We start from the raw sequence: 14,869 nt of genomic DNA, 5'->3' as shown, positions 1-14,869 counted from the left end.
CATTCCCATTCCATGCTCGCTTGCGCGAGCTAACGAGTTTTCTTGCGAAAACTCGAGGAATTTCCTTGCTTACTAATAATCCATACCCATACCAGGGTTTGGAGCGGCAGCTGGTGCCGGTGGCTCTGGAATGTCTGTGATAGCACATTCTGTTGTGAGGAGCATTCCGGCAACGCTTGCTGCGTTCTGGAGTGCGCTTCGAGTTACCTTGGCCGGGTCGATGATACCGTCTTCCATCATGTCAACCCATTTGCCTGTGCGGGCATTGTAACCAGTGCCTTTCTTCTCGTTCTTTGCTTTTTCTGCAACAACGGCACCGTCAATTCCTGCGTTCTCGGCAATCTGGCGGATTGGCTCTTCAAGAGCACGGCGTACGATTCGGAATCCGACTTTCTCTTCTTCAGTCAAATCTTTTGCAGCGTCGTCTGTGAGAGCTTTTGCAGCCTCAATCAAGGCGATTCCACCACCGCAAACGATACCTTCTTCGAGAGCAGCGCGAGTTGCGGCAAGAGTATCCTCAACGCGGAACTTCTTTTCCTTCATCTCTGTCTCTGTGATAGCACCGATGTTGATTACTGCTACACCGCCAGAGAGCTTAGCCAGGCGTTCCTTGAGCTTCTCTTTGTCGTACTCAGAAGTTGACTTCTCAACCTGAGCCTTGATTTCTGCAACGCGGGCAGCGATTGCGTCTTTTGCACCAGCACCGTCAACCAAAGTTGTGTTGTCTTTGTCAATTTTGACGCTCTTAACCTGACCGAGCTGAGCAAGTTCAGTTGTCTCAAGCTTCAAGCCCAATTCCTCAGAAATTACAGTACCGCCAGTCAAAATTGCGATATCCTGGAGCATTTCCTTTCGGCGGTCACCAAATCCTGGAGCCTTAACAGCAACGCATTTGAGTGTACCGCGGATTGAGTTGAGAACGAGAGTAGCCAAAGCCTCGCCGTCCATGTCCTCGCAGATGATTACGAGTGGTTTTCCTGTCTGAGCAACTTTCTCCAAAACTGGGAGAAGGTCTTTCATTGTAGAGATTTTTTTGTCGTGAATCAAAATGAAAGCGTCGTTGTAGTTTACTTCCATGCGCTCACGGTCTGTAACGAAGTAAGATGAGATATATCCACGGTCGAACTGCATACCTTCAACAGTCTTAACAGTTGTGTCCATGTTCTTTGACTCTTCAACAGTGATTACGCCGTCTTTGCCAACCTTTTCGATTGCGTCAGCAAGGATTTTACCAATCTCAGGGTCGTTGTTTGCAGAAATTGTAGCGACATGAGTGATGTCATCGCTGCCTTTAACTGCACGACTGTTCTTTTTGATAGCCTCAACTGCAACTGCTGTTGCCTTGTCGATACCACGTTTGATTTCAATTGGAGTCATTCCGGCAGAAACGCTCTTGAGTCCCTCACGGACGATAGCATAAGCCAAAACTGTAGCTGTTGTTGTTCCGTCACCTGCGACATCGTTTGTCTTAGAAGCAACTTCACGAACAAGCTGTGCGCCCATGTTCTCATAAGGATCTTTGAGCTCAACTTCTTTTGCGACAGAAACACCGTCTTTTGTGATTGTTGGTGCGCCGAATTTTTTGTCGAGCATAACCAGTCGGCCACAAGGTCCGAGAGTTACTTTTACAGCGCGGGCAATCTGCTCAACGCCAGAAAGCATCTTTTTACGAGCTTCTTCATTGAAAATCAACTGTTTAGCCATTTTTTTTGTACTCCTATAAAAAGTCAGGCAGAAAGTTTCAACTTTCAACTGGCTTTTTAAGTCGCTCCGCAATGAAATGAGGAGCGACAGTAAATGGAGCAAGTTTTCAACGAAAACTTGTCAGGAAGGAAAACAGACGATATTTTAGGCTGTTTTCCTTCTATATCTCCTTATCAGCTAGATTTCTGAAAAATCCGAGCCGTCATTTAATTTCTTATGCAATAAAAATAATAAAAAAAAGGAGAATCGACAAGAAAAATTTTATACAATTTTTTTATTTGACTTCCCCTTCCTGCACTACTATAATAGTCATTAACTTAATGACCATTAAATTAATCACCATTAAAAACCGAGGCCCCTATGCAAGCTTTTTACGACAGAAAAAACGAAATCGAAGTTCTTTCGCAAATCGAAAGACAGTCCGAGTACAATGCCTGCTTTACGGTGCTTTCCGGCCGCCGCAGAATCGGCAAAACGGAGCTTCTCAAACGCTTTATCAGCGGCAAAAAAAGCGCATATCTTTTTACCTCGCGAACTTCCGAAAAATCTCTCTGTACCCAGTGGCAGAAAATCCTTGAAGAAAACATCGGCTTGAAAATTTTCGGCAATATCGAAAATCTTTCCGACCTTTTTGAGCAGATTATGATTTTTTCTCAGACCGTTCATTTTACGCTCATCATCGACGAATTTCAGGACATCGAATATGTGAACAAGGCATTTTTCAGCCAGATGCAGAATATCTGGGATTCACAAAAATCATCTTCCAAAATCAACCTGATTGTTTGCGGCTCAATTTATTCGCTCATGACAAAAATCTTCCAGAATGAAAAGGAACCGCTTTTCGGGCGGGCAACACATTCAATCCATTTAAAGCCTTTCACACCGTCCGTCGTAAAGACAATCCTCAGGGATTTCAACCCGGATTACACGCAGGAGGATTTACTCTGCCTTTACATGCTTTCCGGCGGAGTCGCAAAATACATTTTCCTTCTGATGTACGCCGGTGCAACCACAAAAGAAAAAATGATTGATTCGGTCTGCAATATGGCTTCCCCCTTCCTGTCAGATGGCCGCGACATTCTCATCAGCGAAATCGGCAAGGACTATGGAACATATTTTTCAATTTTGCAGGCAATCGCAACCGGGCACACGAGCCAGAGCGAAATCGACTCAATCATTCAGAAAAATACAGGCGCCTATCTGCAAAACCTTCAAAAAATCTTCGGCGTTATCGAGCAAATCCGGCCTCTTCTGTCAAAAGCCGAAAGCCGTAACGCACGCTGGCAGATTTGCGACGAGTACATGAGGTTTTACTTCCGCTTCATTTTTACGCATCAGTATCTGGTCGAACTTGGCAACTATGACATTTTAAAGCAGTTCATTCTCCGCGATTACGAGACCTTCACCGGCAAAACTCTGGAGCATTATTTTACGGCAAAAATTCTTGAGGAAGGCGGCCTGACAAAAATTGGCGGCTGGTGGGACAAAAAATCCCAGAACGAAATCGACATCATCGCGGTAAACGATCTGGAAAAATCCTGCAAAATCTACGAAATCAAACGCCAGTCCAAAAAAATCGACCTTGAGCAAGTCCGCACAAAAGCAGAAGTCTTCATGCAAAATCTCCCCAACTACAAGCATGAAATCGCCGGCCTTTCTATGGAAGAAATGTAAAAATTTTCGCACATTCGGGGGCTACCCTCGACATCCATGTCGTAACGACAACTCTTCGAGTTGTCGCGGATTTTTTTGTCTTTTTAAGAACGCGCCCTCCATGGCGCGCTATAGTGCACAATTACTTTGCTTTTGAGGGTCGGGCTTTCCGCAGTTCCGCTATCCGCTCCATTCGCTTCGCGAACGCTGACGCGCTGCTACAATCCCTAGCCCAGGGCTAAGTTTTGCCAACGGCAGAATTGGCGCAAAAGTTGCGGTGGCGTAAAGCCACGAAGAGCAACTTTTGTGACAAAGTTTTTATCGGATTTGAAGCTGTGTTATGGGATTTTATTCTATTTCCCAAACGATTGTAATGCTTTTGTTTAATTTTGTATCTTCAGGATCCATATCTGGAATACCACCGATAGTTGTTTCCTGACAGCATATTTCTGGAGCTAAATCATACTCCAGAGTATTGTCTACATGGATTTCCGAAAATGAATAGTCTATTTTTTCTATCTGCTTTAGTTTTACACCTATTGTACCCGTAATCAGGGATGCTTTTTGTTTCGCATCTTCTACTGCCAATTTTATGAGTTCATTTTCATATTTATTTGGATTATTGCAATAAAAAGAAATATTAAATTCAACATCTTTTACTTCTGTCCATATATCTTGAAGAATAGAATTTATTTTTTTATTGTCAATTGGAAATGATAGATTTAAGGTTTCCTGAGCCCTATATCCGACAAAACAATATTCCTTTGTCCTGTTATCATATTTCGTATCTTTTTCTATATTGAAGTTTGTTGTCTTTAAATCATTTTTAGCAAAACCATTTTTCATGACAATATTTGTAATTGCGTTAATTTGTTCTGTTAATAACAATAAAGTTTTTTCGTAAGATAAATCCTTTTTATCAATATCGAAGTTGATCCTTACATAGTCTGTTTTTACATTGAGGTTCGATGTTCCAGTGATAACAATTGTTCTATTAGTCATAATTCCTCCACAAATTGTAATTTAAGAACGATATTTTGTATTTCCTTAATTCTTGTTTAATCCCCAAACTCTACTTCCAAGACACTTTTTCAAAAAAGATTCTTCAGAAATAACGGTTTTATCTTCAGAATCCTTGGGTAAAGTTTTTAGAATCGAGAATTGAAAATTATTTGCATAATTAGGATCCAGTTTTATAAGTTCTTTCAATTTCTGATTGTCACCGGTGCCATTTGTTTTTACATAAGTGCACCATCTTTGCCAAATACATTCTTCGCCATAAGCAGAACCGATATATTGGTTTCCTGTTAGTTTATCCAGGATTATATAAACGCCCTTTACATTACTTAAATTTGAGTACCAGTCTGGATTACCTTCTTTTCCTTTGTCTGTGAAGATTTTTTTCATTTCTGGAAAATCGATGATAACTTATCAATTCCTGGAAAATCTTTTTCATAACCCGGTGGTAAAACTTTCCAAATTTCTTTTTTTGTTTTATCGACCCAATGATGCCATTGTTTTGAACCACCCCAAGTTATAATAATTCTGCCTTCAATATCTTCGAATCCACTTCTTTTCTTCAGCTCATAAAATGTATCTGCTTCTTGTGCGAATACGGACTCTCTATCTTTAATTGAAATATCTATATCTGTATTTTTTTTACCAATTACATCATAGATTCCTATAAATCTTGCTTTATCGTTTGGTTCACCAATAAACGATATGATATAATCACAGTTGAAAACATCTTTTGATTGAAAAGACTGATACAGTTCGATTTTACCTTTTTTCCACAAATCTCGTAAATCTAAATCGCTACTTGCATGTTTTACGAATTTACCTTTTTTGGATGTATCTAATTTATACTCGTTTTCTAAAAGTGAAATGAAATCCATTGTTACTTACCTAAGCTCCCCAGTGCGCCCGTTCGCCTAACAAACAATTATGCAACAGAAATTACATCTTTCGTATTATATTCATATCCATTTTCATACATGAAGTCTGGAGAGCAATCAATTTTCCCATCATCCCAAGTTACGATTCCGTATTCTAGTTTTGGATTTTCATAAATTTCTGGATTCTTTAGGATTTCAAACACTTCACCTTTCAAAATCGTGGTGTCGAACAATTTCACTGCACCATCTGAAAATTTTAACAAATAAACTCCGCCGTACAAATGCTTTACATCAAGAACAGTCAATAACTTTTCGGGATTATCTGAATACACAATACCTTTTTCTTCGTGCATAGTGGTCTCGTTCCTCAAAGATTATTATAGCACGAATTCACATATTTTCCAAAAATCGACAAGAAAAAATTTTTAAATTTATGGGGGCTACATACCCTAGCCCAGGATTAAGCGATATTATTTATCTGAGATAAGTTTTACGACAGCTTCGACAAGTTTTTGATAGTTCTCTTCTGAAAGTTTTCCAACTTTTCTGTCAAAACAGAATTTATTTACTGCACCTACAAGATGAATTACAGAGACAGAATCTTTTGAAAGCCCCGTTTCTTCTTTCTTAAAAAGAACGTTAGGTTCGTAATCAGCTCGATCAAGATTTGAAGTAAATGGAATAACAATAGCTGTATTCAAATCTTTTATTCCTAGCAAGTCGTTTTGCATTATTACAGCAGGTCGAAGTTTAGACGGAAGACTTCCAAGCGGCTCGCCAAAATCAATAAGCCAGATTTCACCATGTGTCATTTTTAAGTTCCTCCCACATTGCATTCATGGAAGTTCTTGTCATGTTTTTTTCTAATTCTGTATAATCTTCAGCAAGTCGTTTTGATTTTAATGATTCCAACATTTTTTCCATCAATATAATTGTCTGTTCGTACGAAAGAGAAAGCACTTGTTCTGAAAAATCTGCAAAAGCAAAATCTGACATTTTATACCTCCAAAAATCATTATACCACAATTTTTTAAAAAATCAGTAAAATCAAGAGATTTTTAAATTTGTGGCGCAAAGATACGTACAACAGCTACTATGTTTTGCCTTAAATTTCAGATACTTCTACTAAGATAGGATAATAGGCTGATAAATTTGCATTATAACACAGCCAGCTTGACCCGCCTGTTGGCTATGAATCAATTTTATCAAACTTCTTCTTCAAAAAAGGCCTTAATCGCCTTTATCATGCTTTCCACATCTTCCGCGCCTGTGCTTTCATAGGGCGAGTGCATTGCCCATTGTGCAAGTCCTATGTCCACGCAGGGAACTGAAACATGATTCTGGCTGATGTTTCCGAGCGTGCTTCCGCCTGCTATATTTGAGTTGTTCGTGAAAATCTGATACTTTACGCCTGCTTTTTTGCAAATCATTTTGAAGAAAGCCGATGTGACCGCATCCGAAGTGTATTTTTGAGCCGCATTGTATTTGATTACGATTCCGCCGTTCAAGACCGGGCGATTTACCGGGTCAGCTTTTTCGGCATAATTCGGATGAACGGCATGAGCATTGTCCGCACTGACCATAAAACTTTTTGAGAGCGCGATTTTGTATTCTTCGCCAGACCAGCCGAGTTTTTCCGAAAGGCGTTCGAGCGTATCCGAAAGAAATGTTGAATCCGCGCCCTGACGAGTCGAGCTACCAACTTCCTCATTATCAAAAAGACAATAAACAGGAATCGCGCCTTGTTTTTTCGCCGCCAAAAATCCCTGTAAGCTCGCCCATGCACATTCCAAATCATCGAGGCGAGGGGCTGAGATAAATTCTTCTTCCGCACCCCATTTAGTCGGCTTCGTTCGTGCATACAAAAACAAGTCGTGGCTCAGAATGTCTTCTTTTGGAACGCCAGCCTGCTCAGATATAATAGAAAGAAGTGAAGCTTTTTCGGAAAGTGAAAGCACAGGCTCAATCTCTTTCTGCAAATCTATTTTGTGACCTTCATTTGCCTCTCGGTTCATGTGAATCGCAAGATTTGGAATAACGAGCAGGTCACGGTCAATCGAGACGAGTTTTTCTTTGATTTTGCCGCCATCATTAAAAACAATTCTCCCCGCCACAGAAAGGGGCCGGTCAAACCACGGAGCAACCAGCATTCCGCCATATTTTTCAACGTTGAGCTTTACGCAGCCAGCTTCCTTTCGCTCAGGATTTTCTTTAATTTTAAAAGACGGTGAATCGCTGTGAGAGGCGCAGAGCATGAACGCGTTTTTGCCAGAGTCAGTGTCTTTCGGCACGCAAAATGCAATCAATGCAGAGCCGTTCCGGGAAACAAAATACTTTCCGCCCGGAGCAATAACCCACGGCTCGGATTCAGAAAGCTCCGTAAAGCCGTTCTTGCCTAAAATCTCGCGGATATTTGCCACCGCGTGAAAGCTAGTGGGGCTGTTTTTTATAAAATCGAATAAATCTTCTATAATTTTGTCATTTTTTGCCATGTGGTAATTCTAACATTTTGACTTTTTATTTGTAAATCCCATGTTTTTTCACTAAAATGAACCAATGGAAAAAATCATCGTATATACCGACGGCGGATGCTGGGGAAATCCTGGCGTGGGCGGCTGGGCTTGCGTTGTCATCGCGGAAGGCGAGGCGCGCGAACTGAGTGGCGGCGAAAAACTCACTACAAACAACCGCATGGAACTTACAGCCGCAATTTCCGCGCTCACGGCAATCTACAACACTGAGCGGCTTAGAAATTGTCCCATCCAAGTGAACACCGACAGCCAGTATGTCAAAAACGGCATCACGGCCTGGATTCACAATTGGAAAAAACAAGGTTGGGTTACGAAGGGGGGGACACCACGTTTAAATAGTGATTTATGGCAAAAACTTGATGCCCTCAATTCCGCCCTCAACGTGGAATGGAACTGGGTAAAAGGTCACGCGGGTGTGGAATATAACGAGAGATGCGACCAGCTTTGTCAGCAAGAAATGTCTAAGTTGAAGAATTAACTTGATAAGACAAAAAAATTGGTCTGCGGGTCCCAGCAACGACAAAAATCAAGGATTCTCCCCTCACGGGGGCCCCCCTTAATTTTTGTCTGCGTCCCACAGTCCAATTTTTTTGTATTTTCGGCTGTTTCTTCAACTTTGCCATTCCAGCTTCTACATAGATATAGACTTTTTGCCGCAACCTCGTCTACGCCTGTTTTTTGCATTTTCGGCTGTTTCTTCAACTTTGCCATTCCTGCTTCGGCATAGATATAGATTTGCTGCCGGCTCTGCAACCCCGATTCCGCGCATTTTTTTGCATTTTCGGGCGACTTCTTCTACTTGACCATTTTTGCTTATTCACAGAAAAATCATTTTCCATTTTCCATTTTCCATTTTCCACTTTCCTCTTTCAACTTTCCACTTACTTCCTCCGATAATATATTTATGAGATTGTCGAAAATTACCTTCACTATATTCTCGCTCTGCATTGTGCTCACGGCTTGTGGCACAAAAAAGCCGGTTTCGGAAGAGCCTATGCAGATGCAGCAGAAATCCAGCGACCACAAATGGTTTTCATTTGCCAATGATGCGCTCGTTGAAGTTGATTTGCCTCAGCGTTCTTCAATTATGTCGCTCAAGCCGTGGACTGAAAGCGTCCGAATCTGCGATGCAAATGTCACCGCGGACGGCAAGGCAATCATGCTGGTGAATCACTTGGGCGCGCTCTATTTTGATGACACCGATTCTCCGACTTTGATTCAGGATTACCAGCTTTTTTCGGAGTCAACAGCAGGCAATCTTGTTTTTGAAGGCGGAGTTCCATATTTCACGCTCGTAAAAAATTCATTTTTCAATAAGGCCGCAAACAAATCTCAGAATCAGAGCCAGAGCCACATCATCCGGCTTGAAGTCGATCAGAAAATGTTCTTCCCGGTCATAACTTACGGCGAGCTTAACATTGAGCAGTCGGGTGAGGTCACAGGCACATTCTTTGATGGCACGGACTGGTTCAGCTCGGTAAAATCAACCAAAAACAACAAAGTTTCTTTCCATTATATAAAGTGGAAGTCGCTCGTGGATTTGGCAAGCGTTCAGCCGTTCTCAAGCCAAAGTTCTGGCAGCATCACGGTTTCAGAAATCAGCGAGACCAGTTACCGAAATCTTGTAACGCCCGAAGATTTCTCGAAAGCCCCAGTTCGGCTAAAAAATCTGCTCAAATCAATTCCAAAAGATTTCAGTTTCTTGCTAACTTGCCATGATTTTGGCGGCAGTTCCCCGCGATATTTTGAGAACGGAAACAATGACGACGGCAATGTCGCAAACGCAATCATCAAGGACAACTGGATTTGCGCTGTTTTCGGCGACGGCACGACATATTTTGCAGGCTCCCTCGACGGCCATCCGCTCATAAACAACGGCAAGACAATCGCATTCCGTCTCCCGAAACTTCCGCCCCGCTACTCATATCAGGCCTTTGCCATCAGCGGAAGATTTTTGATTGTCTCATGGGAAGAAAGCGACTTCTACAAAACAGGCCGCTCAGGATTCCTCACCGTCGATATGGAAAAATTATTCTACAAAGAGTAAAATATAAGGGCGCACCCGCTGACAAGCAGCGGTCGGGTGTTCCGCCCTTGCTCCCTTGCTTTGTAAAATGTCCTGCATGGATGCAGGGGATAAGGAGAGAGAGAAAATTCTGTTTGCCTTTAGGTGAACAGAATTTTCTCGTGAAAACAAAAAACACAAGGATGTGTTTTTTGTTTCATCCTTGCGCATTGGCTTATGAAGAAATTTTTCGTATTCGCGAGCATTTTTCTGATTTTTCTCACTTCCGTTTCCGCAGTGGAAAAAGATTTGTTCTTCACGCTTGGCCCAAAACTCATGCTCAACACCGACGACCACACAAAGTCTGCTCCCAGCCCGGTTAGCTATTCTCTTGGAATTGGCGGCGATTTCTGGCTGAAAAACAATGTCCTTATCGAAGCGCAGGCTTCCTTCTTCACGAATTACTATCTTTGGGATGGCGAGCGTGCACAGCCAGCCGAAGTTGAGAACCGCACGGCCACGGCACTTTCTGCGATGATTGATTTGACCGGCGGCTACACTTGGAAAGCCGGCGAATCTCAAAAACATCTTCTTTCTGCTTGTGGCGGCTTAGGCATTTTTGCCCGCCATGCGATTCTTTCAAATGGCGTAAACCCGGACGACCCGAACCGCGACACAAAAACAAAGGCCAGTGATGATGTTTCAAGCATCAACGACACATTTTTCAAAGATTTGAACTTCCTTTACCCGGAGCTGGCTTTTTCATATTCATACATTCTTTCTGAAATTTGGAAAATCGGCGGCGAATTCCGCACCTATATTCCTCTAGGCTCGCTTATGAACGGCAACGGCGTGGACGGAATGATTTTCTCTCTTGCCTTTAAACTTTCTTACAAATAAAAAAAGTGGTTGATTTCTCAACCACCTTGCAATTTTATTTCTTTACATCAGCCCTAGATTCAACGATTCGCTGCATATCAGCAATGTTGTTTACGATGATGTATGTGTCAAAGATTTCAATTTTGCGTGAAACAACGAAGCGTTTAAGCTCGTCTTTTGCTGTTTGTGCCGGCAGTCCTGACCAATGAATGATGTCTGACTCTGTTACAGAGAACTTGCGTCTGCGGTCCGCAGAAGGAACACCAGAACTCATGTTCATTTCGTTGAACATACAGAAAACATCGGCCAGACGAGCCTGCGGGTCAGAAATTACGAGGATTCTCAGGCGGCGTTTCTGATCGTAGATTCGCTTACAGAAAATTTTGAGAAGGATGAGTGCGAGCTGCGGGTTGCCCGTGATGAGCATCTCGAAGTTTGCCTTGTTGAATTCGAGACATTCAACATGACCGCGTGCGACACAAGTTGCCGAACGAGGAGTGTTGTCAAGAATTGCCATTTCGCCAAAGAATTCGCCTGGTTTAAGGATGTCGAGGTTTTTGTTTGTCTCGTTGATACATTTTGTGAGCTGAACATTGCCGCTCTGAATGAGATAGAAAGTTTCGCCTCGTTCGAACTCAGAAATGATAACCTGTCCGTTTTCGTAAGATTTTTGGAATCGTTTGAATGCAGGAAGCTCGAACATCTTGATTGAAGCACCGCCGCTCTGTACCGAAGCCATTTCCTCGGCTGCATTTGCGCTGGAAATTCCTTTTTGTACATAAGCGTTTGATTTTAAGAGCATTTCCTTAAGCTCTTTATTGTTTGCTTCGGTTGGATAAAGTCTAAGGTAGATTTTGCAGACATCTTCACAGCTCTGCCATTTTTCATCATTGTAGAAAGCCTTTGCGACGCCAAAAAGTCCGTCCATCTGGTTGAAGCTTTCGTTATTGTTCATAACGGCTTCTGTTTTTTTATGAATCTGTCGCAACTGGTTTGAGAAAACGCGGAGCATTTTCATGATAAGCTGCTTGTTGTTGCTGAAAAGATTTTCGAATTCCAAAGATGACATTGAAATACAAACGGCTTCATCGAGTGTCATTACTGTTTCTTCGCGCGGGAAGTGTCCGATTGCCGACTTTACGCCGAAGAATTCCCCCTGCCTTATCTGTTCGCTTGTCTGAGTTTTTGTTTCAACATCCGTCGATGTGATAACAACATGACCTTTCTGGAGAATGAAAACGCGGTCATCAGTATCGCCCTCGAAGTAAATAATTGAACCCTTTGTATAGGACATCGCTTTTGGCATAATCTTTTTTAAACTCCTACAATACAGTATAACACAAGTCTTAAAATTATGCTATTATTTTCTTCATGATAGACTTACATTCTCACTCTTCCGCATCGGACGGAATGTTTTCACCAAAAGAATCTGCAGAATATGCAATCAGCAAAAAACTTAAAGTCTGGGCATTGACTGACCACGATACAACCGACGGACTGAGTGAGGCCGCAAAGGTTTGTGCCGAAAGTGACAGCGAAATAATTTTTGTACCTGGAATCGAAATCAACATCCGCTGGCCGAGCGGGGAATTTCATCTTCTTGGAATGGGCTTGCGTAGAAATTCAAAGGAATTGCAGGATGTCGTCGAAATGGCAACGGAAAACCGGCGGAACCGCAATCAGGAAATCGTTGAGCGGATGCAAAAGGACGGAATTGAAGTCACCTATGAGCAAATTGAAGAAATGTTCAGTGAAAGTCAGATTGGTCGTCCGCATTTTGCAAGTTTTTTGATGAAAATTGGCAAGGTAAAGCATCGTCAGGATGCGTTCGACAGATTTTTGGGAAAGGGGCGGCCTTATTATGTTTCTCACGACGGCGAAGATTTGGATGTCGCGGTCGAAGCAATCCGAAGTGCGGGCGGAATCCCGGTTCTTGCGCATCCTCTTTCGCTTTATGTTTCCTGGGGCAAAATGGACGAGACAATCGAAAAAATCAAAAGTCACGGTGTCGAAGGCCTTGAAGCATGGCATCCGGCTGCCCGAATCAACGAGGGCTTTAAATTGGAAGAACTTGCTCACAAGCTCGGAATGTTCGTCACGGCCGGCAGTGATTTTCACGGAAAAGGCGTGCGCGCGGACAGGCATTTGGGCAAAACAAGCGGCGACCGTAAGATTGACGACCGTTTCTGGTTTGAGGAACTTGCACCGCACCTTGGAGATTTTGATTTCCGCGAAACAGAATGGTGCAAATAATTAGCAGTCAGCAATGGAAAGGGGAGAGGTCTCTCCCCTGCGCCACACTTCGTTGTGTCGCACCCCTCTCGCCTAAGGGGTACAGTTCAGGCTCAGCCTTCACTTCCCCCCTTAAAATCCCCGCCTATCTTTCGTAGCTGGAATTTATGTTCAATTCGCCGCGGTATTTTGCGACTGTGCGGCGGGCTACTTTGATTCCTTTTTCGGCCAGGATGTCTGAAATTTTTTGGTCGGAGAGGGCTTTTTTGTCGTTTTTGTGCTCTTCCAAAATTTGTGCGATTTCGTATTTTACGCTTTCTTTTGAGAGTGGCGCATTTTCGGTCGTTTGAGATTTCCCACTTGCAACTGCGGATTGATTTTCTTCTGATTGCTCTTTTGAGTCAGTTTTCGGCTTTGCTGCGGAAACGGCGTTCGTGAAAAAGTAGCCGATTGGGAAAATTCCCCATTCACAGGCGAGATATTTGGAGCTTGCCATGCGTGAGATTGTCGTTTCGTGCACTCCGAGTTTTTCTGCGATGTCTTTTTGGCGCAATGGGGCTAAGAATCTTGCTCCTTTCCTGAAAAACTGGATTTGAGCCGACACGATTTCCTGAGCGGCTTTGAGAATCGTGCTTTCTCGGTACAGAACGCTTTCGATGAAAACTTTTGCCTCGTTCACGCTGTTTCGTGCGAATTTCAGCTCTGCTTTTTTGCGCTCTGATAGCTCGCTCGTGTCTCCGTCCTTGATTTCTGTTGATTTTATGAGCGATGTATATTCTTTTGAGATTTCAAGTTTTGGCAAAAATTCGCGGGCATAAGCGACGGTGAATTCCGCTTCTCCATTCTGATTTTCTTCAAAATCAGGATTTTTTGTCACGATAACATCCGGCGAAATGAAATTCGTCTGGCTCGTACCGAAATTTCGGGCAGGGTAGGGGTCTAGCGTGCGGATAAAATCAAGTGAATTGTAAATCTCTTCGATAGAAAAGTCGTCTTTTGAGAGCGAAATTCCATCTTTTTGATTGAATTTGAGTTTTTTCTGCTCTGAAAGATATTCCGCAATCTTTTTCTGGATTTTTTGTGGCTGTGGCGGATTTAAGAATTCAAAATGTTCCTGTGACTCCAGAAGAAAAAGGCTTAAATCGCTCGCCATGCCGGAAATCTTTGCCTGAACAAAAAGGCTTTCGCGATAATTGTTGGTGCAAGTGCCGATTGGGTCAAGGTTTTGCACAATGTTGAGACAGCGTGACAAAAATTCTTCGGTATGGAGCGGATTTTCTGGATTCAAGAATGAAATTGGCGCAAGAATGTGAAAGCCCTTTTCGTCGAGATTGTAAATCAGCTTGAGGCAGAGGGATTTTTCTTCGTCAGTGAGCTTCATTGAATTTAGCTGATGTTCAAGATGGTCTGTCAACGGTTCGCGTTCGTCTGCGTTGCTTTCAAGTGCTGCCTGAAAATTGTCGCTTGCTGCCGTACCCGAAGCCGAGGCCGTGCCGTACCGCGTATTGTCCGAAAATCTCGATGAAGCCGAAATTTCCTGGTGCGAAGATTTTACGCCTGTTTCCAATGAATCAGATTTTATCTCCAGAGCAGGATTTTTGGCCACATAAGAATAAATTTCGTTCCGTAAATCAGCCCCGCTCATGGCAAGCAGATTGAGCGACATTATCTGAGTCTGGCTCATCTTCTGAACTTGAGCCTGAGACATTGTTTGAGAAACTCGCTGCTGCATCGACATCTGCGGAAAATCGGGCATAAGTCAATTATACAACAAAAGTTAGAAATTAGGAATTAGAAATTACTGAAGAGAATGTTTGCAGTTTCCAATTTATCTTGGCTGTGCTATAATTTTTGCATTATGAAAAATTTTGAAAATTACGGTGTGCAGATTCCTGAAATCTTGCTGCCTAAAAATGTTGATTTAAAATCTTGGTCGGTGATTGCTTGTGACCAGTACACTCAGGATAAGG

15 protein-coding genes are annotated in these 14,869 nt (G+C 42.7%); 5 read left to right on the top strand and 10 right to left on the bottom strand.

Features of this window, described 5'->3' with window-relative positions:
* Positions 1 to 72: 72 nt before the first annotated feature.
* Complete coding sequence (gene groL, locus IJJ71_RS11825; RefSeq protein ID WP_296847269.1) at positions 73 to 1,704, bottom strand: chaperonin GroEL; 1,632 nt, start codon at positions 1,702 to 1,704, stop codon at positions 73 to 75.
* Positions 1,705 to 2,064: 360 nt separating this feature from the next.
* Here groL and IJJ71_RS11820 point away from each other — a divergent pair, with 360 nt between their 5' ends.
* Positions 2,065 to 3,378 carry an ATP-binding protein gene (locus tag IJJ71_RS11820; protein ID WP_296847267.1) on the top strand — a complete coding sequence of 438 codons (1,314 nt, stop codon included), beginning with the start codon at positions 2,065 to 2,067 and terminating at the stop codon, positions 3,376 to 3,378.
* A 327-nt stretch (positions 3,379 to 3,705) separates the two neighbouring features.
* Here the strand turns inward: IJJ71_RS11820 and IJJ71_RS11815 are convergent, their stop codons facing one another.
* The 7 genes from IJJ71_RS11815 to IJJ71_RS11785 form a co-directional block, all read right to left on the bottom strand.
* A complete protein-coding gene (locus IJJ71_RS11815; protein WP_296847265.1) occupies positions 3,706 to 4,359 on the bottom strand; it encodes an SIMPL domain-containing protein in 654 nt (217 codons plus the stop codon).
* 45 nt (positions 4,360 to 4,404) lie between these two features.
* Complete coding sequence (locus IJJ71_RS11810; protein ID WP_296847264.1) at positions 4,405 to 4,764, bottom strand: GIY-YIG nuclease family protein; 360 nt, start codon at positions 4,762 to 4,764, stop codon at positions 4,405 to 4,407.
* On the bottom strand, positions 4,761 to 5,252 hold the full coding sequence (locus IJJ71_RS11805; RefSeq protein ID WP_296847261.1) for a hypothetical protein: 492 nt from the start codon (positions 5,250 to 5,252) through the stop codon (positions 4,761 to 4,763). The genes IJJ71_RS11810 and IJJ71_RS11805 overlap by 4 nt, the downstream gene beginning before the upstream one ends.
* A 47-nt stretch (positions 5,253 to 5,299) precedes the next feature.
* Positions 5,300 to 5,605 carry a DUF2442 domain-containing protein gene (locus IJJ71_RS11800; protein ID WP_296847260.1) on the bottom strand — a complete coding sequence of 102 codons (306 nt, stop codon included), beginning with the start codon at positions 5,603 to 5,605 and terminating at the stop codon, positions 5,300 to 5,302.
* Positions 5,606 to 5,722: 117 nt separating this feature from the next.
* The gene (locus IJJ71_RS11795; protein WP_296847258.1) at positions 5,723 to 6,064 is read right to left on the bottom strand and encodes a type II toxin-antitoxin system PemK/MazF family toxin; all 342 of its coding nucleotides are present in this window, start codon (positions 6,062 to 6,064) and stop codon (positions 5,723 to 5,725) included.
* Positions 6,051 to 6,248 (bottom strand): hypothetical protein, encoded by a 198-nt coding sequence (locus IJJ71_RS11790; RefSeq protein ID WP_296847256.1) that lies wholly within the window; start codon positions 6,246 to 6,248, stop codon positions 6,051 to 6,053. The genes IJJ71_RS11795 and IJJ71_RS11790 overlap by 14 nt, the downstream gene beginning before the upstream one ends.
* Before the next feature lie 209 nt (positions 6,249 to 6,457).
* The gene (locus IJJ71_RS11785; protein WP_296847254.1) at positions 6,458 to 7,744 is read right to left on the bottom strand and encodes a M18 family aminopeptidase; all 1,287 of its coding nucleotides are present in this window, start codon (positions 7,742 to 7,744) and stop codon (positions 6,458 to 6,460) included.
* A gap of 64 nt (positions 7,745 to 7,808) precedes the next feature.
* On the opposite strand from IJJ71_RS11785, the gene rnhA reads away from it, so the two are divergent.
* The 3 genes from rnhA (at position 7,809) to IJJ71_RS11770 (ending at position 10,688) form a co-directional block, all read left to right on the top strand.
* Positions 7,809 to 8,261, top strand: a complete 453-nt coding sequence (gene rnhA, locus IJJ71_RS11780) for a ribonuclease HI (protein ID WP_296847252.1) — start codon at positions 7,809 to 7,811, stop codon at positions 8,259 to 8,261.
* Positions 8,262 to 8,687: 426 nt separating this feature from the next.
* Complete coding sequence (locus IJJ71_RS11775; RefSeq protein WP_296847251.1) at positions 8,688 to 9,830, top strand: DUF8086 family protein; 1,143 nt, start codon at positions 8,688 to 8,690, stop codon at positions 9,828 to 9,830.
* Positions 9,831 to 10,025: 195 nt separating this feature from the next.
* Entirely contained in the window at positions 10,026 to 10,688 is a 663-nt protein-coding gene (locus tag IJJ71_RS11770; protein WP_296847250.1) for a hypothetical protein, read from the top strand.
* Between the two features lie 34 nt (positions 10,689 to 10,722).
* Here IJJ71_RS11770 and IJJ71_RS11765 read toward each other — a convergent pair whose 3' ends face one another.
* Positions 10,723 to 11,973 (bottom strand): Crp/Fnr family transcriptional regulator, encoded by a 1,251-nt coding sequence (locus IJJ71_RS11765; RefSeq protein WP_296847249.1) that lies wholly within the window; start codon positions 11,971 to 11,973, stop codon positions 10,723 to 10,725.
* Between the two features lie 65 nt (positions 11,974 to 12,038).
* On the opposite strand from IJJ71_RS11765, the gene IJJ71_RS11760 reads away from it, so the two are divergent.
* Positions 12,039 to 12,920 (top strand): PHP domain-containing protein, encoded by an 882-nt coding sequence (locus IJJ71_RS11760; RefSeq protein WP_296847247.1) that lies wholly within the window; start codon positions 12,039 to 12,041, stop codon positions 12,918 to 12,920.
* 124 nt (positions 12,921 to 13,044) lie between these two features.
* Here IJJ71_RS11760 and rpoN read toward each other — a convergent pair whose 3' ends face one another.
* Positions 13,045 to 14,655, bottom strand: coding sequence for an RNA polymerase factor sigma-54 (gene rpoN, locus IJJ71_RS11755; RefSeq protein ID WP_296847246.1), 1,611 nt, complete (start codon positions 14,653 to 14,655; stop codon positions 13,045 to 13,047).
* Positions 14,656 to 14,869: the final 214 nt, after the last annotated feature.

This window comes from Treponema sp. (genome assembly GCF_017430385.1).
Lineage (GTDB): Bacteria > Spirochaetota > Spirochaetia > Treponematales > Treponemataceae > Treponema_D.
The sequence above is the reverse complement of the archived record's forward strand: the minus strand, read 5'-3'. Positions and strand labels throughout refer to the sequence as shown.

Coding starts and splice junctions, on each gene's coding strand:
- groL (WP_296847269.1), bottom strand. CDS start 1,704: ATGGCTAAACAGTTGATTTTCAATGAAGAAGCTCGTAAAAAGATGCTT.
- IJJ71_RS11820 (WP_296847267.1), top strand. CDS start 2,065: ATGCAAGCTTTTTACGACAGAAAAAACGAAATCGAAGTTCTTTCGCAA.
- IJJ71_RS11815 (WP_296847265.1), bottom strand. CDS start 4,359: ATGACTAATAGAACAATTGTTATCACTGGAACATCGAACCTCAATGTA.
- IJJ71_RS11810 (WP_296847264.1), bottom strand. CDS start 4,764: ATGAAAAAAATCTTCACAGACAAAGGAAAAGAAGGTAATCCAGACTGG.
- IJJ71_RS11805 (WP_296847261.1), bottom strand. CDS start 5,252: ATGGATTTCATTTCACTTTTAGAAAACGAGTATAAATTAGATACATCC.
- IJJ71_RS11800 (WP_296847260.1), bottom strand. CDS start 5,605: ATGCACGAAGAAAAAGGTATTGTGTATTCAGATAATCCCGAAAAGTTA.
- IJJ71_RS11795 (WP_296847258.1), bottom strand. CDS start 6,064: ATGACACATGGTGAAATCTGGCTTATTGATTTTGGCGAGCCGCTTGGA.
- IJJ71_RS11790 (WP_296847256.1), bottom strand. CDS start 6,248: ATGTCAGATTTTGCTTTTGCAGATTTTTCAGAACAAGTGCTTTCTCTT.
- IJJ71_RS11785 (WP_296847254.1), bottom strand. CDS start 7,744: ATGGCAAAAAATGACAAAATTATAGAAGATTTATTCGATTTTATAAAA.
- rnhA (WP_296847252.1), top strand. CDS start 7,809: ATGGAAAAAATCATCGTATATACCGACGGCGGATGCTGGGGAAATCCT.
- IJJ71_RS11775 (WP_296847251.1), top strand. CDS start 8,688: ATGAGATTGTCGAAAATTACCTTCACTATATTCTCGCTCTGCATTGTG.
- IJJ71_RS11770 (WP_296847250.1), top strand. CDS start 10,026: ATGAAGAAATTTTTCGTATTCGCGAGCATTTTTCTGATTTTTCTCACT.
- IJJ71_RS11765 (WP_296847249.1), bottom strand. CDS start 11,973: ATGCCAAAAGCGATGTCCTATACAAAGGGTTCAATTATTTACTTCGAG.
- IJJ71_RS11760 (WP_296847247.1), top strand. CDS start 12,039: ATGATAGACTTACATTCTCACTCTTCCGCATCGGACGGAATGTTTTCA.
- rpoN (WP_296847246.1), bottom strand. CDS start 14,655: ATGCCCGATTTTCCGCAGATGTCGATGCAGCAGCGAGTTTCTCAAACA.